The 26582-nt window shown below is 40.8% G+C and carries 33 protein-coding genes and 1 riboswitch; of the genes, 21 read left to right on the plus strand and 12 right to left on the minus strand.

Going from position 1 to position 26582, the window contains the following annotated elements; genetic code table 11:
• The first annotated feature begins 134 nt into the window (after positions 1 to 134).
• A complete protein-coding gene (locus AB1K80_RS09655; RefSeq protein WP_412856404.1) occupies positions 135 to 1322 on the plus strand; it encodes a competence protein CoiA in 1188 nt (395 codons plus the stop codon).
• Between the two features lie 193 nt (positions 1323 to 1515).
• Positions 1516 to 3342 carry an oligoendopeptidase F gene (gene pepF / locus AB1K80_RS09660; protein WP_412856405.1) on the plus strand — a complete coding sequence of 609 codons (1827 nt, stop codon included), beginning with the start codon at positions 1516 to 1518 and terminating at the stop codon, positions 3340 to 3342.
• A 78-nt stretch (positions 3343 to 3420) separates the two neighbouring features.
• Here pepF and AB1K80_RS09665 read toward each other — a convergent pair whose 3' ends face one another.
• The 5 genes from AB1K80_RS09665 to AB1K80_RS09685 all read right to left on the minus strand — a co-directional run bounded on the left by AB1K80_RS09665 (position 3421) and on the right by AB1K80_RS09685 (position 6830).
• Positions 3421 to 3594 carry a hypothetical protein gene (locus AB1K80_RS09665; protein ID WP_412856406.1) on the minus strand — a complete coding sequence of 58 codons (174 nt, stop codon included), beginning with the start codon at positions 3592 to 3594 and terminating at the stop codon, positions 3421 to 3423.
• A gap of 293 nt (positions 3595 to 3887) precedes the next feature.
• Positions 3888 to 4799 (minus strand): ClpXP adapter SpxH family protein, encoded by a 912-nt coding sequence (locus AB1K80_RS09670; protein WP_412856407.1) that lies wholly within the window; start codon positions 4797 to 4799, stop codon positions 3888 to 3890.
• Positions 4796 to 5194, minus strand: a complete 399-nt coding sequence (locus tag AB1K80_RS09675) for a thiol management oxidoreductase (RefSeq protein ID WP_412856408.1) — start codon at positions 5192 to 5194, stop codon at positions 4796 to 4798. Before AB1K80_RS09675 ends, AB1K80_RS09670 begins: the two co-directional genes overlap by 4 nt.
• 276 nt (positions 5195 to 5470) lie before the next feature.
• Positions 5471 to 6229 (minus strand): lytic transglycosylase domain-containing protein, encoded by a 759-nt coding sequence (locus tag AB1K80_RS09680; protein ID WP_412856409.1) that lies wholly within the window; start codon positions 6227 to 6229, stop codon positions 5471 to 5473.
• A 22-nt stretch (positions 6230 to 6251) separates the two neighbouring features.
• Positions 6252 to 6830, minus strand: a complete 579-nt coding sequence (locus tag AB1K80_RS09685) for a CYTH domain-containing protein (RefSeq protein WP_412856410.1) — start codon at positions 6828 to 6830, stop codon at positions 6252 to 6254.
• Between the two features lie 226 nt (positions 6831 to 7056).
• Between AB1K80_RS09685 and AB1K80_RS09690 the strand changes: the two genes are divergently transcribed.
• From AB1K80_RS09690 to AB1K80_RS09705, 4 genes are all read left to right on the plus strand, one after another.
• Entirely contained in the window at positions 7057 to 7422 is a 366-nt protein-coding gene (locus AB1K80_RS09690; RefSeq protein ID WP_412856411.1) for a hypothetical protein, read from the plus strand.
• Positions 7423 to 7455: 33 nt separating this feature from the next.
• Positions 7456 to 8085 (plus strand): GTP pyrophosphokinase family protein, encoded by a 630-nt coding sequence (locus AB1K80_RS09695; RefSeq protein ID WP_412856412.1) that lies wholly within the window; start codon positions 7456 to 7458, stop codon positions 8083 to 8085.
• 66 nt (positions 8086 to 8151) lie between these two features.
• Positions 8152 to 8952 carry an NAD kinase gene (locus tag AB1K80_RS09700; RefSeq protein ID WP_412856413.1) on the plus strand — a complete coding sequence of 267 codons (801 nt, stop codon included), beginning with the start codon at positions 8152 to 8154 and terminating at the stop codon, positions 8950 to 8952.
• A gap of 44 nt (positions 8953 to 8996) precedes the next feature.
• Complete coding sequence (locus tag AB1K80_RS09705) at positions 8997 to 9869, plus strand: RluA family pseudouridine synthase (protein WP_412856414.1); 873 nt, start codon at positions 8997 to 8999, stop codon at positions 9867 to 9869.
• A gap of 34 nt (positions 9870 to 9903) precedes the next feature.
• Here AB1K80_RS09705 and prpE read toward each other — a convergent pair whose 3' ends face one another.
• Positions 9904 to 10647 carry a bis(5'-nucleosyl)-tetraphosphatase PrpE gene (gene prpE / locus AB1K80_RS09710; protein WP_412856415.1) on the minus strand — a complete coding sequence of 248 codons (744 nt, stop codon included), beginning with the start codon at positions 10645 to 10647 and terminating at the stop codon, positions 9904 to 9906.
• A 161-nt stretch (positions 10648 to 10808) separates the two neighbouring features.
• On the opposite strand from prpE, the gene AB1K80_RS09715 reads away from it, so the two are divergent.
• The 10 genes from AB1K80_RS09715 (at position 10809) to AB1K80_RS09760 (ending at position 19957) form a co-directional block, all read left to right on the plus strand.
• Positions 10809 to 12656, plus strand: a complete 1848-nt coding sequence (locus AB1K80_RS09715) for a monovalent cation:proton antiporter family protein (protein ID WP_412856416.1) — start codon at positions 10809 to 10811, stop codon at positions 12654 to 12656.
• A gap of 53 nt (positions 12657 to 12709) precedes the next feature.
• Positions 12710 to 12819: riboswitch (TPP riboswitch) on the plus strand.
• Positions 12820 to 12897: 78 nt separating this feature from the next.
• Positions 12898 to 13608, plus strand: a complete 711-nt coding sequence (tenA, locus tag AB1K80_RS09720; RefSeq protein WP_412856417.1) for a thiaminase II — start codon at positions 12898 to 12900, stop codon at positions 13606 to 13608.
• Entirely contained in the window at positions 13583 to 14200 is a 618-nt protein-coding gene (gene tenI, locus AB1K80_RS09725) for a thiazole tautomerase TenI (RefSeq protein ID WP_412856418.1), read from the plus strand. Before tenA ends, tenI begins: the two co-directional genes overlap by 26 nt.
• The gene (gene thiO / locus AB1K80_RS09730) at positions 14184 to 15296 is read left to right on the plus strand and encodes a glycine oxidase ThiO (RefSeq protein ID WP_412856419.1); all 1113 of its coding nucleotides are present in this window, start codon (positions 14184 to 14186) and stop codon (positions 15294 to 15296) included. Before tenI ends, thiO begins: the two co-directional genes overlap by 17 nt.
• Positions 15293 to 15496 carry a sulfur carrier protein ThiS gene (gene thiS, locus AB1K80_RS09735; protein ID WP_412856420.1) on the plus strand — a complete coding sequence of 68 codons (204 nt, stop codon included), beginning with the start codon at positions 15293 to 15295 and terminating at the stop codon, positions 15494 to 15496. The genes thiO and thiS overlap by 4 nt, the downstream gene beginning before the upstream one ends.
• Before the next feature lie 4 nt (positions 15497 to 15500).
• Positions 15501 to 16268, plus strand: a complete 768-nt coding sequence (locus tag AB1K80_RS09740; RefSeq protein WP_412856421.1) for a thiazole synthase — start codon at positions 15501 to 15503, stop codon at positions 16266 to 16268.
• Complete coding sequence (locus tag AB1K80_RS09745; RefSeq protein ID WP_412856422.1) at positions 16265 to 17278, plus strand: thiazole biosynthesis adenylyltransferase ThiF; 1014 nt, start codon at positions 16265 to 16267, stop codon at positions 17276 to 17278. Before AB1K80_RS09740 ends, AB1K80_RS09745 begins: the two co-directional genes overlap by 4 nt.
• 19 nt (positions 17279 to 17297) lie before the next feature.
• Entirely contained in the window at positions 17298 to 18113 is an 816-nt protein-coding gene (gene thiD / locus AB1K80_RS09750; protein ID WP_412856423.1) for a bifunctional hydroxymethylpyrimidine kinase/phosphomethylpyrimidine kinase, read from the plus strand.
• 140 nt (positions 18114 to 18253) lie between these two features.
• Entirely contained in the window at positions 18254 to 19030 is a 777-nt protein-coding gene (gene fabI / locus AB1K80_RS09755) for an enoyl-ACP reductase FabI (protein WP_412856424.1), read from the plus strand.
• A gap of 111 nt (positions 19031 to 19141) precedes the next feature.
• Positions 19142 to 19957: a CotO family spore coat protein gene (locus AB1K80_RS09760; RefSeq protein ID WP_412856425.1), complete on the plus strand. Its 816-nt coding sequence runs from the start codon at positions 19142 to 19144 to the stop codon at positions 19955 to 19957.
• Between the two features lie 37 nt (positions 19958 to 19994).
• On the opposite strand, the gene AB1K80_RS09765 is transcribed toward AB1K80_RS09760, so the two are convergent.
• The 5 genes from AB1K80_RS09765 to AB1K80_RS09785 form a co-directional block, all read right to left on the minus strand.
• Complete coding sequence (locus AB1K80_RS09765; protein ID WP_412856426.1) at positions 19995 to 20438, minus strand: CotY/CotZ family spore coat protein; 444 nt, start codon at positions 20436 to 20438, stop codon at positions 19995 to 19997.
• A gap of 213 nt (positions 20439 to 20651) precedes the next feature.
• Positions 20652 to 21143, minus strand: a complete 492-nt coding sequence (locus AB1K80_RS09770; protein WP_412856427.1) for a CotY/CotZ family spore coat protein — start codon at positions 21141 to 21143, stop codon at positions 20652 to 20654.
• 145 nt (positions 21144 to 21288) lie between these two features.
• A complete protein-coding gene (locus tag AB1K80_RS09775) occupies positions 21289 to 21771 on the minus strand; it encodes a spore coat protein (protein ID WP_412856428.1) in 483 nt (160 codons plus the stop codon).
• A gap of 84 nt (positions 21772 to 21855) precedes the next feature.
• Positions 21856 to 22200, minus strand: coding sequence for a spore coat protein (locus AB1K80_RS09780; RefSeq protein WP_412856429.1), 345 nt, complete (start codon positions 22198 to 22200; stop codon positions 21856 to 21858).
• A 43-nt stretch (positions 22201 to 22243) separates the two neighbouring features.
• Positions 22244 to 22639 (minus strand): spore coat protein, encoded by a 396-nt coding sequence (locus tag AB1K80_RS09785; RefSeq protein ID WP_412856430.1) that lies wholly within the window; start codon positions 22637 to 22639, stop codon positions 22244 to 22246.
• A gap of 156 nt (positions 22640 to 22795) precedes the next feature.
• On the opposite strand from AB1K80_RS09785, the gene AB1K80_RS09790 reads away from it, so the two are divergent.
• From AB1K80_RS09790 to AB1K80_RS09810, 5 genes are all read left to right on the plus strand, one after another.
• Positions 22796 to 23146 (plus strand): DUF1360 domain-containing protein, encoded by a 351-nt coding sequence (locus tag AB1K80_RS09790; RefSeq protein WP_412856447.1) that lies wholly within the window; start codon positions 22796 to 22798, stop codon positions 23144 to 23146.
• 71 nt (positions 23147 to 23217) lie between these two features.
• Entirely contained in the window at positions 23218 to 23346 is a 129-nt protein-coding gene (locus tag AB1K80_RS09795; protein WP_412856431.1) for a hypothetical protein, read from the plus strand.
• An 83-nt stretch (positions 23347 to 23429) separates the two neighbouring features.
• On the plus strand, positions 23430 to 23651 hold the full coding sequence (locus AB1K80_RS09800) for a hypothetical protein (RefSeq protein ID WP_412856432.1): 222 nt from the start codon (positions 23430 to 23432) through the stop codon (positions 23649 to 23651).
• A gap of 84 nt (positions 23652 to 23735) precedes the next feature.
• Entirely contained in the window at positions 23736 to 23855 is a 120-nt protein-coding gene (locus tag AB1K80_RS09805; protein WP_412856433.1) for a YjcZ family sporulation protein, read from the plus strand.
• A 138-nt stretch (positions 23856 to 23993) separates the two neighbouring features.
• Positions 23994 to 24251: a stage VI sporulation protein F gene (locus AB1K80_RS09810; RefSeq protein WP_412856434.1), complete on the plus strand. Its 258-nt coding sequence runs from the start codon at positions 23994 to 23996 to the stop codon at positions 24249 to 24251.
• A gap of 16 nt (positions 24252 to 24267) precedes the next feature.
• Here the strand turns inward: AB1K80_RS09810 and AB1K80_RS09815 are convergent, their stop codons facing one another.
• The gene (locus AB1K80_RS09815; RefSeq protein WP_412856435.1) at positions 24268 to 26580 is read right to left on the minus strand and encodes an ATP-dependent helicase; all 2313 of its coding nucleotides are present in this window, start codon (positions 26578 to 26580) and stop codon (positions 24268 to 24270) included.
• Positions 26581 to 26582 lie beyond the last annotated feature (2 nt).

Genomic DNA, 26582 nt, shown 5'->3' on the forward strand with positions numbered 1-26582 from the left:
GGGGATTTTTTTATTTTATGAGGAGATTGATCTTCAAACATGAGTTTTGAAGGTACAATACCCCATTTTATCTGTTCGCATTCTTTCCCGGAAAAAGCTATCATACACGTACCAAAGAGCAAGGGGTGAGAAGGATGAATACAGCAGTCATGGAGAACGGGAAGATCCTTCAGCTTTCACAACATCTAACGAAGGACCGACTCGAGCATATGAGAAAAACGAGCAAATTTTATTGTCCTGAATGTAGACAGGAGGTTCGATTGAAATTAGGAGAGCATCGTGTGTATCATTTTGCCCATTTACAGCTGACAACATGCTCCTTGGCTACAGGGGAGACGGATTACCATCAGGCAGGTAAGGTGGCGCTGATGAATTGGTTGAATCAGATTGGGTATCAGCCTATGTTAGAGAAGTATGTTTCAGCCATTCAACAAAGGCCAGATATCACGGTCGTTCATCATAACATTTGTTATGCGATTGAATTTCAATGTGCACATATTCCTGAGCGAGAGCTAATCAAAAGAACATTAGGTTTGCAATCCGTTCAGATGGTCCCTATATGGGTGCTAGGAGCGAATCGATTAAACCGTAAGTCTAATCAATTATTTTCATTCTCATCTATCCATTGGGGAATATTAAGGCTTTCACGTCAAAAGCGATTAATCTTTTACTGTCCAGTTCAGCAAACGTTTATTCATCTTGACCATATCCTCATGTTTCAGCCTTCAAAAATATGTGCCGCAATGTCAGTTAGACGACCTTCAGCATATCCTCATCTTTCAGCACTACTGAAGGTGCATCAGCCTGCAAGAAAACAAGCTTTATATACACAATGGTTTAAATGTGTTCAGCAATTTAGACAGCGCCCTCCACGTATATTATCAAATGAAAGTAAACGCTTGAGACAAGTGTTCTATGAACATCATCAAACATCATTTCCATTTCTACCAACTGAAGTCTTTCTTCCACTCACAGAAGCGACGATTTTTACTAGTCCCGTGTATGTATGGCAAGGATGGCTTTATGATTTTATGGTGAGAAGAAAAGGTCAGAGGCCGGTGACGATTCCTATGCTGACCAAAGAAATATTCCGATGTGTAAAGGCGAAACAAATAAAGTTGCGATATGCTGATGTCACGATGGAGGAGGTGAAAGAAGTAGTTTATGCCTATGTAAAGGCATTGGTTCATCAAGAGTTTTTAAGAATAACCAAAGAGGGTAATTATGAAGTAATGTCGAATCAATTGCCTATACAAACAGTAGAAGAAGCGTTAAAACGTGATGCTTTCTTATTTCAATCGCATGTTTCTGGCCCACTTTGATCATCATAAGAAAAAGGTGGTGCTGTTGTTGATCAGAAAGAAACGTTTTTTTCTTATTTTTTTCGTCTGTTTGGTATTTATTTCTGCATATGATTTGACAAACATAGCTCAAAACAAAGAAGATAAATACAACACCAATTTCTTTCACTTCCCGAAAGGTTGGTTCAACACAACTCATGCGAGGGGGATTCATATGACTTCACAAAGCAAAAGCAACCAATTACCGAACAGAAGCGAGGTAAAAGAAGAAAACAAATGGCGTCTTGAAGATATTTTTGAAAGCGTCGATACATGGAACAAGGAGTTCGAAGCTGTCAAAAAAGAAATTCCAAAACTAGCCCAATATAAAGGCAAGTTGGCCCATTCTGCTGATGTTCTGTATGAAGCCCTAACATTTCAGGATCAACTTTCTGAAAAACTTGGGAAGCTTTATACATATGCACATATGAAATATGACGAAGACACAACCAATTCATCATTCCAAGCATTGAATGATAAAGCGTCTAATTTATTTACACAGTTGTCTAGTACTTCGGCGTATATCGTTCCAGAGATCTTGTCGATTCAAGAAGATAAACTTCAGCAGTTTATTATGGAGAAAGAAGAATTAAAACTTTATTCTCACGCGCTCGAAGAAATCAATAAAGAGCGTCCACATATTTTAAGCGAAGAACAAGAAGCTTTATTAGCTGAAGCCTCTGAACCACTTTCATCTTCATCTACTACATTTAGCATGTTTAATAATGCGGATATTTCATTTCCCTCTGTAAAGGATGAAAATGGGGAAGAAAAGAAGATTACACATGGTAACTTCATCACATTCCTCAATAGTGACGATCGTGATGTCAGGAAAAACGCCTTTAAAGCTGTGTATAAAACATACGATCAATATAAGAATACACTTGCCTCAACATTAAGTGGTTCGATTAAAAAGGATAACTTTTATGCGAAAGTACGTCATTACAAATCTGCTAGAGAAGCCGCTCTCTCGCGAAATAGCATTTCAGAAGAAGTGTATGACAATCTGATTGATACGGTTCATCAATATTTACCTTTATTACATCGTTATATTGAATTACGTAAAAAAGTGTTAAAGCTTGATGAAGTGCACAATTATGACTTGTATACACCCCTTGTCAAAGATGCTGGGATGAAATTAACCTTCGACGAAGCAAAAGAGTACATGCTGAAGGGATTGGCACCATTAGGGGAAGAATATGTGTCGATTGTGAAGGAAGGACTCGATAACCGCTGGATCGATGTTTATGAAAACAAAGGAAAACGAAGTGGCGCTTATTCATCTGGTAGTTATGGGACAAATCCATATATCTTAATGAATTGGCAAAATAATATTGATAACTTATTTACGTTGGTACATGAGTTTGGTCACTCTGTGCATAGTTACTACACAAGAAAGCACCAGCCGTATCCATATGGAAACTATAGTATTTTCGTGGCTGAAGTAGCTTCAACAACAAATGAAGCATTACTAGGGGAATACTTGTTAAACAACTTAGAAGATAAAAAGCAGCGATTATATGTCTTAAACCATTTGTTAGAAGGATTTAGAGGGACTGTCTTCAGACAAACGATGTTTGCTGAGTTTGAGCATTTGATTCATGTGAAAGCGCAAGAAGGTGAAGCGTTAACGCCAGAGTTTATGACGAACCTTTACTACGACCTGAATAAAAAATACTTTGGTGATGGAATGGTTGTTGATAAGGAAATCGGATTAGAATGGACAAGGATTCCTCATTTCTATTACAACTATTATGTGTATCAATATGCAACAGGTTATAGTGCTGCACAAGCTTTAAGTAAGCAAATTTTGGAGGAAGGATCACCTGCGGTCGAGCGCTACACAGACTTCTTAAAATCAGGAAGCTCCGATTATCCAATCAATGTGCTGAAGAAAGCCGGTGTAGATATGGCGTCAAAACAACCAATCGAAGCCGCTTGTCAGTTGTTTGAAGAAAAATTAAAAGAAATGGAAGAACTCATCTCACAAACGGGTGAGTAACAAGAAGGCTTCTGCCAAAGGGATTTTGGCAGAAGCTTTTTCTATGAAAAAAACCTTCTCATGATAATGAGAAGGTGGTCAACCTTTAAACCCTTTAAATGTTTTGCGGTGATTCATCCGGTAGAGTGTAAAAAGGATGGAACAAAATAAGAGCGGAGAGGTGATATACAGTGGCAGCATGTTCATTAGCCCTAATATATTTAAAAAGAAGCATAAGCCTATAGCAATAAGTCCGATGTATGTACTGTGCATGAAGATCCCTCCATTTTTCATCACTTTCAGTATATGAAAGTGACAGTCCTCTTATGTTTTGTGACAAAAATATGAACATATCACTTATCAGTTGTCATAAGTCGACAAAATTTGATATAATACAGATGTGAAATTAATCACATACAAACATTACCCCTTTGTTTGACCGTGAAAAATTTCTCCCATCCCCTTTGTTGTCGTTAAGACATAGTGAAACCGCGCTTATCCCGGCGCGGTTTCTTCGTCCCTTTAGACGGAACGTACGTTCTTGTGTTGGCGAAAAAAAACATGGGTCAGCACCCATGTTCATTTTCACAGCGATAGATGTTAAGATCTGAATGGTTTTCATCTTCTATATAGCGCCAAAACATTTCTTGATGGACTTGTACCCTTTTGACCTTTTTAGCGAAGGTGAGTTTTTTCATTTCACGCTCGACCTCTTCAAGGGTCAAGTCATACACAACCGCAATCTCTTTTGCTGAAGCAAATTGAAAGTATGCGATAAACCATTCAATCGGAGGTCGTTCCGAAGGTGTTGGTTTTTCACCAATCATTTCAAACAGAATTTCCTCGTAAATATCATAAGAATACGAACCAGAAATCTTCAATCCTTCCTCACCATTCACGGTATTAAAGAACGCGAAGGTAGGGAGTTCAGATACGTCCATTTCAGCTGCAATATTCATATCACATTTCAGTGCTTTCACTGCGCTTTGAGAATGGATATCCCGTTGAAACTCATCAATATCAAGTCCTGCGTTTTTAGCATTTTCCAGCAACACATGTTCACTAGTAACATCTTGCTGATGGCAAAAAAGCGATTCTTGAATCAGGCGTAAAAATTTCATTCCACATTTTCTACCTTGAAGCTCTGCTGCTTTCAAAGCAAGGGAGGCTAGATAAGGTGATGACACAATTTGTTCAGATAGCATTTGCTCTTTTTTGCTTTGTGTTTTAGTGGAAAACTTACCCCATGCCTCTGTTAAAAGGTGCTTCTTTCTTTTCCTATTCAGTGCATTAATACTAGAACTTGTAACCGTCCGTAACGTGAAGAAACGGCCGTATTTCATTTTCAATTTTTTAATGGATGGCTCTAATAACCAACAGTCTGGGCTGAGTGGGTCAATGAATACATAGATTTCAATCGGCTTTTGAGGATGTCCGTGACAGTGTGCAAAATATTGGTCGTGCTGATTCAAGCTCAAGATGTTCCGTCCTTTTCAGGCGTTTGATTGACCATATGGTGAGCTGTTAATGAGAGTCGCTCAAATAAAAAGTCACGAATATCGCCGGTTAATCCTACTTGATTCATTGCATCCTCCATACATTCAAGCCATGCGTCAGCCCGCTCTTCCGTAATCGGAAAGGGGAGATGCCTCGCCCGCAGCATTGGGTGGCCATGCTCCTCTGTATAAAGCGCGGGTCCGCCTAAATATTGCGTTAAAAACTGTTTTTGTTTTCTTGCTGTTTCTTTTAAGTCATCCGGAAAGATAGGATGAAGCAAAGGATGACACTTTACATTTTCATAAAAAGTATCAACAAGTTGCGATAGAAGTTCCTCTCCAACCGCTTCGTAAGGTGCGTTAAACGATTGTACCATGTTGACTACTCCTTTTGCTCATAGTTAATAGGATGGCTCACCCTATTGCGAATTTCATGTATTTCAAAAGTGATATTCAGTTTGTTCATTTTTGTTATTTCTATTCTTGTATACTTATTTTAACAACCTCAACTCAATTCCACAAACAAACAGCTTTCGCCCTATTGGAAAGAGGGAGGACCTAGTTCTGTGATCAATTGACCATATCATAACACATTCAGTCAAAAAAGGGGGAAAAGCGACATACAAAAAACCGAAGAGGTTATTCCCTTCGGTTTAGGCGAAATATTGTGCTGTGACTTTTTTTACATAATTTTGTGTTTCTTTAAATGGAGGGATTCCTCCATATTTATCAACATTTCCTGGGCCTGCATTATAAGCAGCTAATGTCAGTGAGACATTCCCATGATATTTATTGAGCATTTGTTTCAAATACTTTGTTCCACCTTCAATATTTTGTGCTGCATCAAAGGCATTTTTGACACCAAGTGACTTAGCGGTAGATGGCATAAGTTGCATGAGCCCAAGCGCACCTGCGTGGCTGACAGCATTCGCACGATAACCGGATTCTTGCTGGATCACTGCGTGAATTAATTTCTCTGGAACGCCATGCTTTTGAGCCATTTGTGACACAATTTGATTAATCTCTTTAGATGAAGCACTAGAGACTGCTTTTTGAAGCGGTGGTGTATAGGACTGATTCAAAACATTTCCAATGCCATTTGCTGCATTCAATGAAGCAGGATTTGTATACAAACTCTGTGAAGGAAGTGATTCACTACTTGCCATCGCAGATAAGTATGGATTCGTTCTGGCATATTGCGTGTTCGTTGTAGTTGAAAGACCCGTGCCCATTAAAGCAGAAATGGGTAGTGGAAGTCGTGATAAATCTGAACCACCTAAAAAATCTTTCAGCAGCGATTGAAATGAAGCTTGTGCGCTTGATTCTGAGCCGGCTGATATTTGTTCGTTATCTGTTTGTAACGTTTTAAGAGCTTGTAGCTGCATAAAGGATTGAAGTTGATTGACGTTCATCATGTTCCTCCTTCAAGGAATTCTATCTATTATGTGTTCTCATTTTTTCTTCATAAAAACGAACGACTTTGTTTTTGGTCTGTCGTGCTGGAATATGAAATTGACTGAGCAATGCGGAAAATGTAGCCTGTCCAATGTCTAAATCACTCACTTCAAATTCTAATTCATAATCCTCTACTGTTAAGTATCGGCTATGATCTAAAACAATTAAGCCTTCGTCGATTATTTTTTCTGCTCTAGATGTTTCCAGTGAACCAAAATAGACAATCTGATTTTTTGGAACGTTGAGTCTGTCTAGGCGGTCTGCCACTTCACCTTCTGGGATCTGAAAAGTATCAAGCTGAGAGGGAGAGGCGATCGTTTGATGTGTCTCAAGTAAACCCACCTCAAGTGGTTCTTTTAAAGTAAGGACCCAATTTCCATTTTTCTCTCTTATTCGTAATGCAGCAAAATGAGATTTTATATCAAATTCAGGTGTATCAAAGTAATAGTTGATTTGAGTATGAAAGTCCTCATCTTTCAATTGAAAGTGTTGTTTGAGCTGTTCAAATTCTTCTTTTATTAATAATTGTTTTAGTTCAATTTCAATTTCCTGTGCCATTTCACATCAACCTTTCATTTTAGAGGAAATATATCTATTGTACATGAAGTGCGATCGGCATGTAAAAGCCTGTTTTGCCCATTTAAAATGTGCTTTTCGGTCAGCAGCATGTGATGAAATGATCATTTGAAAAGAAAGATTGGTTGTTTTCTCTAAAAGTTCGGTTTATCAATATTGAACTTGATATGATAAAATAAAGCTGTACTTTGTTGTAAAGGAGATCATGATGCAAAACAGAATTGAAATTACAGAAGCCATTTTAAAAGAAGACAAGCTTGTTTTGACGATACAGTCAGAAGAGCTGATTCAAAAAGCAAAGGCATCAGGGCAAATGCTCGTTGATTCTGATCACTTTGCGTTCGTTTACATACTTGAAACCGAGGAGTCGTTTACGTACCTTATTTTAGGTGAGAACACATGGGCTCCGTTAAAAGAAGCGATCCACCTTGATATCCCCGTCTATCTACAGGCGGAAGAAACATCACTAGAACTGATTCAACTACAACAGGAATTAAACTATTTAATCGACAATATTAAAGACAATGCCAATTACGGAGATATGGAAGAGAAAGTGAAAAGCACATTCCTCTGAAATAATTAGGTATTTGGAATTGGGGGAAGTTTCATGGACAAAAAACAATGGGATCAATTCCTCGCACCATATAAACAAGCAGTCGAAGAATTAAAGGTAAAACTAAAGGGCATTCGAAAGCTGTATGAATTTGAGGATGATCATTCACCAGTAGAATTTGTCACAGGCAGAGTGAAACCTGTTGCCAGTATACTTGAAAAGGCGAAGCGGAAAAACATTCCGATGCATGAAATTGAAACGATGCAGGACATTGCTGGGCTTCGCATTATGTGCCAGTTTGTAGAAGATATTCAAGTCGTGAAAAAGATGCTCCAGTCGCGAAAAGACTTTGTTGTGGTAGATAAACGAGACTATATCGCAGAGCACAAAGAGAGCGGTTACCGCTCGTATCATCTTGTTGTATTATATCCACTTCAAACCATCAATGGAGAAAAGCAGCTCTTAGTGGAGATCCAAATTCGTACACTTGCGATGAACTTTTGGGCGACGATTGAGCATTCTCTGAATTATAAATACAGTGGAAATATCCCAGAGAAGGTCAAACTGCGCCTGCAAAGAGCTTCTGAGGCGGCATCTCGCCTTGATGATGAGATGTCTGAAATTAGAGGAGAGATTCAAGAAGCACAGGTGGCATTTTCTCGAAAAAAGAAAACAGATAGCTAAGTCAGAACTTGATCAAATATGAAGCTGCCTTCTCAATGCAGCAAGGGTAAAAAAGGAGAAGAATTCATGAAATTTGCCGTTTCTTCAAAAGGGAATTCTGAATCTGATACACTCAAGCAAAAAATTCAGACCTACTTACTGGATTTTGGAATGGAATTAAACGAAGAGGAACCAGATCTTGTCATCACGGTTGGGGGAGACGGGACACTGCTGTACGCTTTTCACCGCTATAGCAACCGCCTGAATGAAACAGCTTTTGTCGGTGTACATACAGGGCATCTAGGTTTTTATGCAGACTGGGTACCAAGTGAAATTGAGAAGCTTGTACTCGCCATCGCTAAAACGCCTTATCATATTGTTGAATATCCGATTCTTGAAGTAATCGTCCGCTACAATGACGGTGGCAGGGAAGAGAAATATTTAGCAATGAATGAATGCACGATCAAGAGTATGGAAGGTACACTTGTGGCAGATGTTGAAATTAAGGGGCAGCTGTTTGAGACATTTAGAGGTGACGGTCTTTGCATGTCTACGCCATCTGGTAGTACGGCGTATAATAAAGCGTTAGGTGGCGCGATTATTCATCCATCTATTAGGGCGATTCAGCTCGCGGAAATGGCTTCGATCAATAATAGGGTGTTCCGTACGGTTGGTTCACCGCTCATTTTGCCAGACCATCATACATGTGTGATCAAACCTATTAATGATGTGGATTTTCAAGTGACGATTGATCATTTGACATTACTTCATAAAGACGTCAAATCGATTCAATGCCGTGTGGCAGACGAGAATGTCCGTTTTGCCCGATTTAGACCGTTTCCGTTTTGGAAAAGAGTGCAAGATTCCTTTATCGGAAAAGGAGAATAAGAAAGAGGTCGTTCTCACTGGATTACTTTACACTAACAAAACACATGTCGATCAAAGAAAAAGGTCTTTTATTAAAAGACTATTTAATTGATCTTGGGATCTCGAAAAGAATGCTAACTGATATTAAATTCGATGGCGGTGATCTCCTCATTAATGGAGAACATGTGACCGTAAGATACGTATTGCAGGAGGGAGATACACTCACCATTATATTCCCTGAGGAAAGGGTGAGCGAAGGGCTTAAACCAGCTCCTATTCCGCTTGATATTCTATTTGAGGATACGGATGTGCTCGTGCTAAATAAAAAACCGTTTATTCCATCGATTCCTTCTAGAGAGCACCCAGAACACAGTATTGCAAACGGTTTGCTTGATCATTACGCACAGCAATCGGTTCGACATACTGTTCATTTGGTGAACCGATTAGATCGGGATACGTCAGGTGTCATGCTAGTGGCCAAACATCGCTTTGCACATAGCCTTTTATCAAAAGCGCAAAAAAAAGGAGAAGTAAAGCGAACATATAGGGCATTCACACATGGCATGGTTCAACAAAAGCAGGGCACCATTTGTGCGAAAATTGCACGAAAAGGGGACAGTATCATTGAACGAATGGTTGATGATACTGGGCAAGATGCAATGACACACTATGACGTAAAATCTTATGACCCTGCACTGGATATGTCGGATGTATCTCTCACGCTCGAAACTGGAAGAACACATCAAATCCGTGTTCATATGCAATACCTTGGTCATCCGCTTATAGGTGATACCCTGTATGGGGGCAAAAAAGAGCGAATAGATCGCCAAGCATTGCATAGTGAAACGCTTGTCTTTCCTCACCCGATGACAGGCGGAAAAATGATGTTTTCTGCTCCTTTGCCAGATGATATGCAATCATTGCTTGATCACAAATAAAACCCGGACGCCTGTTATCACAGGGCCGGGTTTTTTATTGTGTGAAATGCTGAAACCTCGTACTGTCAAAGGGCTGAGACGAAGGGACAGAGACCGTTTCAAGCTCAGGATATCTAAGGGCAGAGAGCTTGTTTCCAAAAACACATCCTGTATCGATATTTACTGTTCGACCAACAAACCGAGGTTCTCTCACTGGCGTATGTCCGTAGACAATCCATGGTTTTCCTTGATACTTCTTTGCCCAGTCCTTTCTGACTGGTCTTCCGTCAGGCCATGTTTCCCCAGTGACATCCCCAAATAATAAATACGATCGCATGTGCCGATTCGGTGTTTTTCCAATGTCTTTTTCCTTCATGGCTGCGTGTGCAATGATGAGTTCATGTGGAATCAGTACGTCATATAACGGAGCCATTTCAAATAAACGCTTGAACTCATTTGATAATGTGGTTTGTACGTTTGGCGGCAATTGTTTGATTTCATTCACAGTGGTTTCAATGCCGTGTAGTAGCTTCACAGGATTTCCCTTTAAATAGCGATAAAGCTTAAAGCAATGATTCCCTGGTACGTAACGAATCGCGCCTTTTGAATAGGCATTGATGACAAATTGCATGACGGCGACAGATTGTGGGCCGCGATCCGTTAAATCCCCCACAAGGGCGAGCGTTCTGTTATCAGGGTGGACGGGTAGTCCATGTTTGAGTTCATATCCAAGTTTGTCCATTAAGGTGAGTAGCTCTTCGTAGCAGCCGTGGATATCACCAACGATATCGAATTTCATAAGGTTTCCTCCTGATTTTTCTTACCGTTTTCGGGTGTAGAGAATTTTGAATTTTAGAAAAAATAATGAATGGCTTTCCTTTCGGTGAAGCAATTGTTAGAATCAATGCTTTAACGTAAGACGTAAAAGAATCAACCGTGAATGTTAGGAGGCTTTTGCCAATGGAGCATACATCAGTTTCATCACTTGTTGTTGTGATTATTGTCGCCTTTTTTACCCCCATTTTATTACACCGATTTAAACTGACGATTCCAGTCGTTGTCGCTGAAATTTTGATGGGGCTCATCATTGGAAAAAGCGGGCTTCAACTTGTTGTCGAACATGATGCATGGCTAGATACATTATCTATGCTAGGTTTTATTTTTCTCATGTTTTTAAGTGGCCTTGAAATAGATTTCTCTTCTTTTGAATCCAAAAAGAAAGTAAGAGAACTTCCAAATGGTTTAAAAGAACCAAATACGTTTAAAGCAGCAACGATCATTTTCATTGGGGTATTTTGTATGTCCTTTATTCTGTCATATGCTTTTGTGCTCGCAGGTTTTATGGACAACGCCTTTTTAATGACACTCATCATTTCCACCATATCATTAGGTGTTGTGGTCCCCACTTTAAAAGAGGAAAAGTTGATGCAGACCAATATTGGCCAAATCATCCTGCTGGTTGCGGTCATTGCTGATTTGGTGACATTGATTTTACTTGCGGTATTCTCCTCGGTCTATGGTGATGGGTCCGGAAATATGTGGCTACTGCTCTTATTGTTTGCAGCGGGTATCCTGCTGTACTTATTTGGTCGATTATTTAAGAAAAAGTCCATTTTTCAAACTTTGTCTAAAGGTACGGTACAAATTGGGACAAGGGCAATCTTTACACTTATTATAGTCTTAGTTGCATTATCTGAATCATTGGGTGCTGAAAATATTCTTGGTGCCTTTTTAGCAGGTGTACTTGTATCGCTTCTTTCGCCAAACAAAGAGCTTGTGCAACAATTGGATTCTTTCGGTTATGGCTTTTTAATTCCGATTTTCTTTGTGATGGTCGGAGTGGAGCTTGATATATGGGTACTGCTTAAAGATCCAACAATGTTGATCATGATTCCATTGCTATTTGTCGCTTTATTGTTAAGTAAGCTAGTTCCGATACTATACCTAAAAAAATGGTATGACATGAAAAAAGTCATCGGATCTGGTTTTTTATTAACATCGACTTTATCTCTTGTCATTGCGGCTGCAACGATTGGTGAGCGCCTTGGTGTCATTGATCATAAGATGTCTGGTGCTCTCATTTTAGTCGCTGTGATCTCGAGTATTTTGACGCCTGTTTGGTTTAAGGCGCTGTTTAAAAAAGATCAGGAAGCGACACGGAAAAAAAGAGTGACCTTTATTGGTGCCAATCAACTGACATTGCCTGTGACGTTGGATTTGCAACAGGATGAGTACGATATACGGATTTTGCATATTTACCAAGAAAATAAAGAAGAATTGCTTGCTGATTCAACCTTTAATGTGGAAACAATTGGGCAATATGACGATGATTCGCTTCGGCATGCTGGGATCGGGCAAGAGGATGTGTTAGTCGTTGCAACAGGCAATGAGACGATCAATCAAGAAATTGCCTTATTTGCAAAAAACGCAGGGGTCAAACAAGTCATTGCGAGTGTCAATCAACCAGAAGCGGAGCAGACGTTAAAAGAAGCAGGCATTGATACATTTTCGAATGTTCTTTCGTCTAAAACGGTATTACGTGCATTAATTGAAGCGCCTGATGCGATTCGCTTATTAACGAACGAAGAGACCTCTTTGTTCCAAATACACATGAACAACCATCGCTATCACAATGTCATGCTGAGGGAATTCCCTTTTACAGGTGATTTGGTGTTTGTCCGTATTTTTAGAGGTGTGGACAGTTTAGTTCCGCATGGAGATACGACGCTCAAAAACGGTGACCGTGTGCTTGTGTCGGGCTCTCGAGAATACGTGGCAGGACTAAGAGCACAACTTGAGTTGAATTGAATGCTTGACCAAAGAACAATTCATCATTAAGATAGAGGTACAACAACATATGAATGATCCACTAGGGGAGTCCTTTAAAAGGGCTGAGATAAAAGTATAGACTTTTAGACCCTCATTACCTGAACAGGTTCAGACCTGCGTAGGGAAGTGGTGCGGTTTTTGACTATGCTATTTACAAATACCAAGCCACTTTCCACGCGGAAAGTGGCTTTTTTGTATGAAAAAACAGGAGGAGAAGAACATGACATTTTCAGAGGAATGTAAAAAGGCAGCTGCAACTTGGTGGGATGGGAGTTTTACGCATCCTTTCGTGAAGGGAATTGGAGATGGCACTCTTTCTCTCGATCGCTTTACTTATTATGTGATGCAAGATTCGTATTATTTAACTCATTTTGCAAAGGTGCAAGCGTATGGAGCGGCGATTAGTGAGGATTTACATACGACGGGTAGAATGGCATATCATGCACAGGGTACGTATGAAGCAGAGCTATCATTACATAGGAAGTTCACAGAGCTTCTACAGATCTCTGAGGAGGCACTCGCCAATTTTAAACCATCTCCAACTGCTTATGCCTATACCTCTCATATGTATCGATCTGTCAAAAGTGGCCGATTTGAAGAGATTTTAGCAGCGCTATTGCCGTGCTACTGGCTCTATTATGAGGTGGGAGAAAAGCTGAAACAAACGACACCTGATCATCCGATTTATCAAGAGTGGATTTTGACATACGGAGGAGATTGGTTTAAAGAGCTCGTCTTTGAACAGGTCAACCGTTTCGATGAATTAGCTGAAAAAGCGCCAGAACATGTGCGCGCAAATATGAAAGAAAATTTCGTGATTTCAAGCTATTATGAATACCATTTCTGGGAGATGGCGTACGAAAAGGAAACATGGCAAACAGCATGCTTAGATGGGGCTGGTGCAAATGGAACTTCACGCAGTGACAAATGATTCACTTCCTGTCAAAGAGCTTGTCAAGCAAATCAAATGGATTGAAACAAAAGTAGACTTTATTCATATACGGGAACGATCGAAAACAGCCAGTGAGCTAGTCTTGCTTGTCAAACAACTTCTTTCAGAAGGAATACCGAAAGAAAAATTGGTCATCAATGACCGAGTAGACGTCGCATTGCTTACCAACATTCATCGCGTACATCTCCCGGGACATAGCTTTTCGCCAAATGAGCTAAGACGAAAATTCCCACATCTTCATGCGGGTGTGTCGGTGCATTCGTTAGAAGAAGCGAAAGCAGCGGAGAGAGAAGGAGCAGAGTATGTCATGTTTGGGCACGTCTATGACACATCATGTAAACCAGGTCTAAAAGCTAGAGGAGTAAAGCTTGTAGAAGAACTCACATCTACAATGACCATTCCAGTCATCGTCATTGGCGGTATCACACCAGAGCGAATTCCAGAACTGAAGCTTGCACACGTGAAAGGCATTGCAGTCATGTCAGGTATTTTTGGCCAAGCTCATCCTGATCTCAAGGCGCAGGCTTTTTCTGAAAAGGTAAAGGAGTATCCTTATGAAAAAGCATTATGATGTCGCAATCATTGGTGGTGGAATCATAGGGATGTCAGTAGCCTATCAACTTGCGAAAGCTGGGAAACAGGTGATTGTCCTAGAGGCGAATGAAATAGGGAAAAAAACGACAAGTGCAGCAGCTGGAATGCTCGGAGCACATGCTGAAGGAGACGGTCATGAGGATATCTTCTTTCAGGTTGGCAGAGCAAGCCAGACTTTATACGAAAAATTAAAGATCGACCTACAGCATGAATCAGGCATTGATATTCGGAAATCAGCTGGCGGGATGATGAAAGTGGCTTTTACGAATGAAGAAAAAATGGCACTTTGCCGAATGCAGCATTTATCGACATTTCAATGGTTCGAACCCAGCGATGTAAAAAAGCAAATGCCGCAAATATCAGCTGACGTCATTGGAGCCGGTTTTATTGAAGATGATGTACATGTTCATCCATATTCTGTCTGTCGCGCTATGTGGCAAGCAGCAGTGCGATATGGCGCTGAGGTAAAGGAATTTACACCAGTCATTGAAGTAAAACGGAACAAAGAGATGTTAACTGTTAGAACAACGAGAGGCACATTCACATGTCAACATCTAACGGTAGCAAGTGGCGTGTGGTCTGGTCACTTTTTTGAAGAACTAGGATTATCTCATTCTCTTTATCCCGTAAAAGGGGAATGTGTGTCGGTATGGAATAGTGGTCCAGCACTCAAACACACCATTTATCATGATCATTGTTATATTGTGCAAAGAGATAGCGGGAAACTTGTGATTGGTGCAACGATGAAGCCCGATGATTGGCGGGAAACGCCAACACTTGGTGGTATGGAGGCAGTGATTCAAAAAGCAGCTCAACTCATGCCATCCATTAGAGAGATGCCACTGGATCAGTGCTGGGCGGGGCTTCGACCAGCAACAAGTGACCTGCACCCATATATCGGCAGACACCCGGAGGATGAACGAATCCTTTTCGCTACAGGTCATTATCGAAATGGGATTTTGCTTGCACCAATTACTGGAGAGATCATTCGAGATCTGATAGTAGATCAGCATGTCAAACAGGAATGGCTAGACGCATTTCGTATTGGCAGAAAGGAGGCATCACTCGTATGAAAATTCAATTGAATGGGAGAATCGTTGATTTCGATCAAGAAAATGGGACTGTTTACGACCTGCTATCAACCTATCAGCTTGAGAACCGCGTGGTCATTGTAGAAAAGAATCAAGAAATCATTGATAAAGACGATTTTCGAAAGATAGAAATTCAACCAAACGATACCATTGAAATCGTTCATTTTGTAGGAGGAGGATGAGACCATGCTACACATTGGTGGAAAAACATTTACATCAAGATTACTACTAGGAACAGGAAAGTATCCATCATTCGAAATTCAAAAGGAAGCAGTGAACGTGTCAGAAGCTGAAATTTTGACCTTTGCTGTGCGGAGAATGAATATTTTCGAAGAATCACAACCTAATTTCTTAGAGCAGCTAGATTTATCAAAGTATACATTACTCCCGAATACCGCAGGTGCAAGTACGGCAGAAGAAGCAGTGCGTATCGCCCGTTTAGCGAAAGCTTCTGGACTATGTGACATGATAAAGGTAGAGGTCATTGGCTGTTCAAGGTCTCTTCTTCCAGACCCTGTCGAAACGTTGAAAGCATCTGAAATGCTACTAGAAGAGGGATTTATTGTGCTTCCATATACATCCGATGATGTTGTACTTGCAAGGAAATTAGAAGAGCTTGGTGTACATGCCATTATGCCAGGTGCTTCTCCAATTGGATCAGGACAAGGCTTACTCAACCCACTGAATCTTTCATTTATTATCGAACAGGCGAAAGTACCAGTGATTATTGATGCTGGTGTGGGATCACCGAAGGATGCCGCTTATGCGATGGAATTAGGGGCTGATGCTGTCTTACTCAATACCGCGGTATCTGGCGCAAAAGACCCGGTGAAAATGGCAAAAGCGATGAAGCTGGCCATTGAAGCAGGGCGGTTAGGCTTTGAGGCGGGACGAATTCCATTGAAAAACTATGGCACCGCAAGCAGTCCACAGGAAGGAATGCCTGCATTTTGAGCACACGTTATTCTCGCCAAGAACTGTTTCAGCCGATCGGAATAGAAGGGCAAAAGCGCCTACTCGCTTCAAAAGTAGTGGTGATTGGTGCAGGGGCACTAGGAACTGCCAGTGCCGAAATGCTCGTTCGTGCTGGAGTAGGTTCTATCACCATTGTAGATAGAGATTATATCGAATGGAGCAATCTTCAGCGCCAGCAGCTTTATACAGAGCAAGATGTAAAGGACCGTTTGCCGAAGGCTGTAGCGGCTGAAGCACGGCTCAAACAGATCAACAGTGACGTCGATGTGAAAGGCATTGTCATGGATGTGACGGCAGAAAACATTGATGAACTTGTCAGTGGCGCTACCATTGTGATGGATGCAGCGGATAATTTTGAAGTACGGTTGATTGCCAATGATGCGGCATTAAAACATCACATCCCCTTCTTTTACGGTGCGTGTGTAGCGAGTTATGGGGTTCAATTTACGGTGATACCTCGTGAAACCCCTTGCTTACACTGCTTGCTTGTCCATCTACCTGCACAAGGGATGACGTGTGATACAGCTGGTATCATTAGTCCTGTTGTGCAGCAAGTAGCTGCGTATCAAGTGGCAGATGCCCTCAAATATTTGACGGGACATCAAGTCACACCCATCTTAAGATCGTTTGATTTATGGACAAATGAACGATCTGACATACGCGCTGTTTCTTCACTGAAAAAAGAACAATGTCCTAGCTGTGCCCTTCAGACGTATCCATTTCTATCATATGAGCGTAGAGCGAAGGCGGATGTACTTTGTGGGCGTAATACAGTGCAAATTCGTAGCGCCGCTGAGGCTCCACCCTCTTTGAATGAAGTGGCGAGCCGCTTAAAGAAGGCAGGGATGGATGTAATGGCAAACCCGTATTTACTCTCTTGTCAAAAGGATGAGTTCAAGCTCGTCTTATTTAAAGATGGGCGAGCCCTTGTACACGGAACGAGTGATATGACCAAGGCGAGATCGATTTATCATCAATGGATTGGGTAAGAATGAGAGGTGCGAGAAAATGACGATCAAAAAAGCATTAACGATTGCAGGTTCAGATTCAGGTGGAGGCGCAGGAATTCAAGCAGATTTAAAAACCTTTCAAGAGCTCGGTGTGTTCGGCATGTCTGCCATCACGGCGATTACAGCGCAAAATACACTTGGCGTTCACGGTGTATATCCGCTTTCTATAGAGGCGTTAAAAAATCAAATTGATGTTGTAGCAGAAGATTTACTGCCAGATGCCGTCAAAACAGGGATGCTGTGGAGCGCGGATATGATTAAAATCGTCGCAGAAAAAGCAGTCCAATATCATTTGAAGCTCATTGTAGATCCAGTCATGATTGCAAAAGGCGGGGCGTCATTATTGAATGAAGATGCAGTTGTGGCGTTAAAACAGCATTTATTGCCTGTCAGCTATGTGGTGACGCCCAATCTCCCTGAGGCAGAGGCTTTGACAGGAATGAACATCCAATCAAAAGAGGACCGTTATGAAGCGGCACACCAACTGTATCAGTTAGGCACGAAATTTGTTGTGATAAAAGGTGGGCACGGTCCGCAAGATGGGCTGATAACAGATTTGCTGTATGATGGAAAAGACTTTATCGAAGTGACGAATGAATATATTGATACACCTCATACCCATGGCACAGGCTGTACATTTGCAGCGGCATTAACAGCAGAAATAGCCAAAGGGCTTTCAATGAAGGAAGCCTTTGAGACAGCAGAAGCCTTTGTCCACGAAGCCATCAAGTATCCTTTGCACATTGGCGCAGGTCATGGGCCTACCAATCATTTTGCTTATCAACAAAACCGAATCAAACAAAGAAATGTGTGACCGTCTTCGTCTGTGAGGACGGTTTTTTTCGTCAACAAAAACTTTCTTCAAGCGGAAATTGTCAATCTCTCATGATCTGTGATAATATTATGATCAGGTACTAATACTATGTCTTGAAAAAATAGGAGGCTTTAATACATATGAACTTTTCTTTAGAAGGCCGTAATATCGTTGTAATGGGTGTTGCTAATAAACGAAGTATCGCATGGGGAATTGCTCGTTCACTACATGAAGCTGGAGCGCGTTTGATTTTTACTTATGTAGGCGATCGACTTGCTGAATCTGTCAAAGAGCTTGCAAGTACACTTGAGCGTGATGATTCCATTATTCTTCCTTGTGACGTTACAAAAGATGAGGAAATTGAAAAATGCTTTGCCACAATTAAAGAGAAAGTACAAGTCATTCATGGTGTAGCACATGCTATTGCATTTGCAAACAAAGAAGAGCTTGTCGGAGAATACTTGAACACAAACCGTGAAGGCTTCCTGTTGGCACACAACATTAGTGCATATTCTTTAACAGCAGTTGCAAAAGCTGCACGTCCACTCATGACGGAAGGTGGAAGCATTGTGACGCTCACATACTTAGGTGGAGAGCGTGTTGTGTCTAACTATAACGTCATGGGTGTAGCAAAAGCATCCCTTGAAGCAAGTGTGAAATATTTAGCAGCTGATCTAGGCGCTGAAGGCATCCGTGTTAACAGTATTTCAGCTGGTCCAATTCGCACACTGTCTGCAAAAGGCATCAGTGGATTTAACACGATCTTAAAGGACATTGAAGAGCGTGCACCACTTCGCCGTACAACAACACCTGAAGAAGTTGGCGATACAGCGCTATTCTTATTCAGTGATCTATCAAGAGGTATGACAGGTGAAACCCTTCATGTCGACTCAGGTTTCCATATTATTGCCCGATAAATAAATGAATTGCAGCATACCATTGATAGGTATGCTGTTTTTTTATTTTTCTTCTGATTTAAGGCAAGCGCTCATATATATAAGGAACCAATCATTTCGGGAGGGATCCGTATGGCAAATAAAGGTGATGAGACGCAAAAGCCGCTTATGTATATTGTTCAGCCAACCTATGATGAATCAAAGCCGGCGATGCAGAATATTGTTAGAAAACGAAAGAAATCAGAAGAACCAATAGCCATTAAACAAGATCGTAAAGAAGCAATTGCAAATAGGGTGCAGGAACCTGTGTCACAGGAGATCGAGCAGAAAATAGAAGAACGACAGGTGCGCCAGCAAGAAATAGAAGACATACAAATACAAAACGAAACACCATTGAGAGAACCAGAAAATACACAAAAGCCAAGGCTTGCGAGAGAACCAGAAAATACACAAAAGCCAAGGCCTGCGAGAGAACCAGAGAACACACAAGAGCCAAAGCCTGCGAGAGAACCAGAGAACACACAAGAGCCAAAGCCTGTGAGAGAACCAGAGAACACACAAGAGCCAACGCCTGTGAAAGAACCAGAGAATACAAAGGAACAAGCACCTGTGCAAGAAGATCAGAAGAACAGACAAGAACAAGCGTCTAGGCAAGAACAAGAAAAACAGCCAGAAGGTGTTTTTCAAGAGATAAAGGAAGAACCGAGAAGAAAGAGAGTAAAAAAGCCATTAAATCAAATGAGTATTGCTGAAAAGGTCAATTTTCTCACCAGTTTGCCACATAATATGCCAAGAGCGCTATGCTTAATTGAAGCGGAGGGGAAGACGTACAGAGGTATTGTATTGGAGAAGAATGGAGAAATGGTCACGATTCGGACCACAGGCGGCGGAAACCCAGTGGAATTAGCGATTGATCAGATTACTTCCATTCATCCGCTAGGGTTTTAATCAACATAAAAAAAGTCCCATGAAGGGACTTTTTTTGTTAGCAGCTACGGTTAATGAGACGTGGATTGAGGCATTCGATTGCACAGAAGCAGTCAAGGTCTACTTCAATGCAATACTTGGATTTTTCTAAGCGGAACACATCGCATAAGGAATCTTTATCTGTAAAATCTAAAATATGACGGTCTTTGTCAAATGCAATGAGCAAGCTGAGTGTCGCGCAGTGATCAGAGATATGCTCGACTCTGAAAAATGCTGTGCTGAAGCAAGGGCCTGGATCGACTTCTCCGACGTTCCCAAATGCAACGAATGGCTTTGACTTTGATGTGTAAAGGACGAATGGGACAGTATCACCTAAAGAATGTGATGGAGAAAGGAGATTGCTGTAACAGCTAGTCGGGCATTCTTCTTCAACAGCATTTTGTAAGTCGTTAATATTTTCAACAGCCTCTGCTACACAGTTCCATGAATGTTTGCGGCTCATATTCAACCCTCCTATACAAGGAATTTTGTTTGAGTGTTTTTTATGCACCGTCATCATTAATTGGTGGTTACATTATATGGTGCCGGTTGATACTTTTTGTGTTCAATCAATGCGGAAGCGGCCGCTTTTGGCAGACTGCTCCGCACGATTGGTTGTCATTTCTGAGGAAGGGGATGCTATGAATCATATACGCGATATCATCGAGTCATATGCTTAGCCGTGGTGATGATGTTTTTTATCTCTCGTCGGCAATACTCTGTCTACAAGCTCTGGGTTTAAACATTGAATCGCGCAGAAGCAATTCAAATCAACCTCAATACAAAAGTCTGTCTTTTCTAAACCAAAGAAGTCAGGGTCACAAGGGTGACACACGCTTAACGTATGCCCGTTCACATCGACAGGTCTTAATACAGACAATGTAGCACAGCAGTCATTTAACTTTTCAACCCGGAAGAAGATCGATTCGAAGCATTGGCTATCGTCTACAAATCCTCCAATGTTTCCGAAAGTCGAGAACAATCCGCCTTTTTTATCAAAAAGTAAAAACGGGATCGTATCTTTTCCAGAAGCAGTTGGGCTTAATAAATTACTGTAGCAGCTCGTAGGACATTTATCTTCTACAGCTTCCTGCTCTGCTAAAATCTTATCAACCGCATCGCATACACAGTTGTCATCATGTCGGCCATGGTGTTTTCCGCAGCTCATGGATTTCAGCTCCTTTAACAAGGTATTTGACTTTAGTCCTTAACAACATATGTATGCGCCCTCTAGTTGGTGTGGGTAAATGACTATTTATATTTGTTGTTTTTCATAAAAGGAAAAGCAGAGCTTTTCGCTCTGCTTTTGGACATTAGAGGATACCGATGGCAATGATTAATGCTGCTAAAATTTGGACAAGTGTTTGAACTGCTACTGCCACATCTGCATCAACTGTAGTAACAGATACATCTCGAGAGTTTTCGATGACAAGTTTTTGGCGGTTTGCTTGTTTAGTTGTTGTTAATTGTACGAGATCTTGTGCTATTTCATCAGCTAAGTCATTATCTGCAATTGATAGGTTAATAATGGCTACTAAAGCCAGCTGTACTGCTGTTTGAACAGACACTGCGACTTGTGCATCAACTGAAGAAACATTGATATCGCAAGAATCCCTAATGATGATGATTTCTTCTGAAATTTGCTTGTTTTGTGAAAATTGCTCTGCAATTTGTAGAACGTTTTCATCTTCATCACAATGATCATGACATACAGGTTTTCTATCGAAGTGATGGAAGTGTTCTTGGTGGTTACAGTTGCGATCAAGGGCTACCCATGAATAAGGTTTTGATTCCATATTCTTTTCCTCCTCTCGTTTACTTTATTAAATGCGAAATATCTATTTTGGTTTGAGGCAAATACCTTGTATGAGCACCCATTTTTATTCATTGTTGTTTTGTTCATTCTCTTTTCGCTGATGGATACGATGTCTTAATGTGTTTGTTCTTTTTCTACGATTAGTTGAAACCGTTTCTTCTGCTTGTTGTTGTGCAACTTGTGCTTCTTCTTGACGTTTTTTTTCTTTTTGTGATTCAACAAAGTCATTCGCCTTTTTTTGAAGGTCTTCAACTAACTTCAAAATATTTCTTTTTTGTTCATCATTTATAGGACGTCTATTTTCTGCTGTAATGTTGTATTTATTTAAAACATCACTGACAAGCAAGCTGGTTAAAGGATCAACATCTGTATCAATATTGTAATCTTGGTTCTTATTTTCTTCAGACAAATCATGTCACCTCTTTCATATGTGATGTTAGAAAAAGAAAGGGTCAAAGAATGCCAGCTACATGTAAGAGCACATTCATTGTTTCGGTGAGAATTTGTACAGAATGTAGAATAGACACATCAGATAATGTAATCGTGACATGAGAGCAATGAATGATTTGGATCACTGTTTTGTGTTGAAAGGTCACTTGCATCGTTGATAAAAGCCGATTTGTGATTTCTTCAGCTAATTCTTTGTCTTCTACAAGGATTTGAAGTAAAAGAGTAATGATTGTCATGACAGTTGCTTGAAGGGAGAGTGCGGCGGTTATATCTGTTGTATGAATCGTGACATTTTCAGAATCCTTGATCACAATGACTTCATCATAATTGCTCAAAAGTTCGTTTAACAGTTGTGTGTGTAATAAGTCAGCACTTTCTTCAATTGACAATACTTTCACTCCTTTCTTATCTATACATTATTTAATGCAGCAGAGGTGAAAGGTGGAATCGGAAAAGGGGAAAAAGTACAACCCAATTTATTTCTTCTTGATCATCATGGGCGTCTTTCTTTTTGCATATATACAATAAAGAGGAAATGAAGGGAGGTAGTAGGTCTGAGCGGTACATTGTCTTTTGTTATATTTGCCCTCGCATCTTTTCGGTTAACAAGACTGATTGTATTTGACACCATTACTGCCCCTTTTCGGCGATTGTTCCATGAAGAGCAAGAAGAAGTGAACGAGCAAGGTGAGATCGAGACATTTATTATCATCAAAGGGAAAGGGTTCCGGTCTTGGATTGGAGAGTTATTAAGCTGTTATTGGTGTACTGGCATATGGTGTACGGCTGCATTACTAGTGATATACATACTTTTTCCTGTCGTCAGCATGTGGCTTAATTTACTATTAGCGATTGCCGCAGCAGCAGGTATGATGGAAGCAGTTGTCTCAAGGCTCGTGAAATAAACAGGCATTCTGATCAGACGCGCACCAAGCAAATGCATATACTAACATGGAATAGGAAAGGAAGGGTTGCGATGAAACCAAATGAAACGCCGTCACATTTGATTCAAGGTTATCCAGCGCAGTCAAATCAACAATCTGTTTATACGAAGAAAATTAAAAAATCAGGCTGCGGCTGTGGGAAGAAAACGAAAAAACGATAGGTTAGACACAAAGCCGGATTTATCCGGTTTTTTTGTTGCCTTTTTTCCGCTTCTGCATATGAAAGAGAGAAGGGGTGATGAAAATGGACGCATTTGAACAATTAATGGGCTCTTTGTTTACAAAACCCCATGATGGGAAAGAACAAGCGCACGAAAAAGGTGAAACGAATGTTGCCAAGCAGGCGAAAGAACTTGAGCGACATTTAAAGGGATTTGGCGAGAAGATGGATGTTTTTGCAAAAGAAACCGAGGCATACATGAAGAGCTACGGTGATGTAGATTATGTATTTAAACAGCAGAAATAAAAATTCCGCACTTTTTTATGTGATCGTCCAAACCAAATCTTGATTATTTCATATTTTGTAAGGGAGAAGAGGAGGTGCTTATATATGAGTTGTTACGGTGGCGGTTATGGCGGCGGATACGGCGGCGGTTATGGTTCAACATTTGTTCTGGTCGTCGTGTTGTTCATTCTTCTAATCATCGTTGGTGCTTCTTTCTTTAACTAAACAGCAATAAAGTGAGGGAAGCGATAGGGAAACCTTTTGCTTTCCTTTCTCTTTGAACAAACAAGGCAGGAGGATAGGCACAGTTCTCGCCTATTTTCATATAGTAAGGTGATTACTCCACCAAGAGGAGGCAGATGAATGGATAATAAATTTTTTAAAAGTGTTGAAAACAAAACAGGTGTGAATATGAACGAGGTATTTAAGCTTGCGGGCTCCTTGCAAAATGCCAACTTTAAAGATGAGGCGACCGTTCGAGGCGTGATCAAAAAAGTAGCACAGCTAGCGAATAAACGTGTCCCGAAAGAAATGGAAGACAAAATTGTTCAGTCTATTACAAGTGGAAAAGAAAAACTTGATTTCAATACGATCTCCAAGATGATGAACAACAAAAAATAAACAACAGGCTCTCCACTTAAAGGGGGGCCTGTTGTTTTTGTGTGAACCGTTTGCTCACTTTCTTCAAAAGTGGATACAAAAAGCGAGAACGATGTGCTGTTTTGCCTCTTCTAAAAGAAGGCACAGATAGATACAGTGACTGCTCGGCTCTTGTCATGGCTACATATAATAAGCGCCGCTCTTCTTCAATGGCTTCTTCATCACCGTGTCTGAGCTCATCCAGTGCGAAGTCGTGAGGAAGTGCTCCATCGACCACACTCGTCATGTAAACCGTGTTGAATTCAAGCCCTTTGGCGCGGTGGATGGTCATGAGCTGGACACCAGGTTCGTCCGTTTTTTCTTTTTCGGCAGCCTTCATATGGTCAGCATGCGAGAGAAAGGCTTCAATTGTGTCAAAGCGTTTGGCTGCAGTTTTGACATCACGTACATCATCTGCCCCTTTTTCAAGCACATTCGTATCGTTCACTCGTTTTTTTAAATAATCACCAAGTCCCATTTTCTGTTCAATAAAAGACACCGCATCTGTTGGCTTTAATGACCGTAAAGTGTTGAAAAGTGGAACGATCGATTGCAGTTTTTTTCGCTGAAATGGCTGAATGTCTGTTAGTTTTCCAAGTGCTTCTACCATTGTGCAATCTTCTGTAATCGTCAGCGCCTTCAGCGTATTCAGTGTCTGTTGTTTCAAAAAGAAGACCTGAAGCAGCTGTTTCATGGCAGCTACATCATCTGCATCTTGGCTTAATGAAAGAAAGGCAAGCAGTACCCGAACCATACGTCTACTGTAGAAAGCCTTCACACCTGTGTCTGTCTGATATGGTATAGCGGATTGGTGAAGTCGCTCATAAATCGCACGGCCTCCTGTATTGGTACGGAATAAGACACAGAAATCATGAGGTTTTGCACCATTTTTAATTTTTTCCTGAATATCTGAGACAATCATGGACGCTTCTTCTTCCTCGTCATAAGGATAAAAGAGGATGGGTGGCATTTTCTCCGTCCGGACTGCTTTTAACGTTTTTTCATAACGATGTTGATTTTTTTGAATGACGGCATCTGCACTTGCAACAATGGTATGGTGGGAACGATAATTCGCATGTAAATGAACGATGTGAGCTGAAGGGTAATCACGTTTAAAATGAAGAATAAACGCAGGATTGCTTCCTCTAAAAGCATATATCGCTTGATCATCGTCTCCTACACAAAATAGTTGCGCTGATTCCCCAGCCAATAACTGAATTAACTTGTATTGAACCGGATTAATATCTTGGAATTCGTCCACTAAAATATACTGGAAGCGTTCCTGATATCGCTTCAGCAGTTCAGGATTTTCGGTCAGCATGTGTAAACAGGCAATCGCCATGTCATCGAAATCAAATTGCTGATTGTCGCGCTTTTGCTGTTCGTATGATTGGTAAATAGCCCAGGTTTGTTTTTCTTTTTCATCTTTTAGATCAGGAAGTTCATCTGGCAAAAAAGCATTTTTCCAAAAACCGATTGATTGTAGCACTTGATCGGTTGGATAGTCTTTCTCATCAAGTCCTTCATTCATGATGGCTCTGCGAATATACTGTTCCTTTTGCCAGTCAAATTTGATTAAATGCTGGCCGTTCCATCTGCTAGGATCATCGTGCAGAAGCATTTTATAAAAAAGACTGTGGAAGGTGCCCGTCACCACTTGATTCGCTTCGGATGGGGGAAGCTGGTATTGCATACGGAGTCTGTTTTTCATCTCACTACTTGCTTTTGTGGTAAACGTCACTAGCAAAATATGATGTGCAGGGATTTTATGCTTTGAGATGAGATAAGCTGCTCTTGCAGTCAACACCCTTGTCTTTCCACTACCAGCACCAGCAAGTACAAGCATCGGACCATCTTTATGTGTGACAGCTTCAAGCTGAGGTGTACTAAAGGTGATATGAGGAAAGAGGTCGATGGTGTGCACTTGTTCATTCTCATTTAAATGGAGAGGATCACCAACTTGTATGGCTCTTGGTTTTTGCCATTCAAACGATTCCTTTGTTTCCGAGATGATCTGTTTGCCATTTGGAAAACGAAAGCCACCAAGTTCTTTATAAGAAGTGAGATTTTCAGATGCGGATGTGTTGGTTTCTTCTTGTTGCTTTTCCGCTATTTCACAATCCTCTTGCTTGGATAGTTGTGTATGAATAAAGGCAGGTTCTTCATGTATATTAAGTCTGAAGAAAACCGATTGTCCGCAGTATGGGCAAGATAAGTGCCCTTTTTTTCCCTCATCATGGAGGAATTGATAATGTTCTCTCGAATACGTATGTAATGAGATCGTGCGATCATGTCGTCGTGCGTATTTCAAAG

The organism is Bacillus sp. 179-C3.3 HS, from assembly GCF_047229225.1.
Lineage (GTDB): Bacteria > Bacillota > Bacilli > Bacillales > Bacillaceae > Bacillus.